General features: G+C 63.3%; 1 protein-coding gene. It reads left to right on the forward strand.

Going from position 1 to position 357, the window contains the following annotated elements; translation table 11 throughout:
• On the forward strand, positions 1–357 hold a 357-nt coding region (locus MTR62_RS21225; protein WP_244024667.1), incomplete at both ends, for a BNR-4 repeat-containing protein.

The following is a 357-nucleotide window of genomic DNA, read 5'->3' on the forward strand; positions in this document are numbered from 1 at the left end:
ATGATCAACAACAACACGGTCGTAGGCTTCGACGATCAGGGGCGCGTGATGATCACTTATCACAAGTACGATGCCCGGGGGGACACGCAAATCTTCGTGGCGCGGCGCGAGCGGAAAGGCTGGGTCACCGCCCAGGTCACGCACTGGAAAGGCTTTCGCTGGGACTTTCATGGCTATGGTTCGCTCGACAGCCGGCTCTTCGTGAAAGGCCCCCAACCAGCCGGAAACGACTTGCTGCGGGTCTCGGTCGTTCGCGACGGCGCGCCGATCGATCTTCTGATCGACGCCAAGACGCTTGCCCTCGTCGCGGAACAGCCGCGCCACACACTCGCGGCCACGCTCGCTTCGCGCCTGCCC

Source organism: Novosphingobium organovorum, assembly GCF_022832435.1.
GTDB lineage: Bacteria > Pseudomonadota > Alphaproteobacteria > Sphingomonadales > Sphingomonadaceae > Novosphingobium > Novosphingobium organovorum.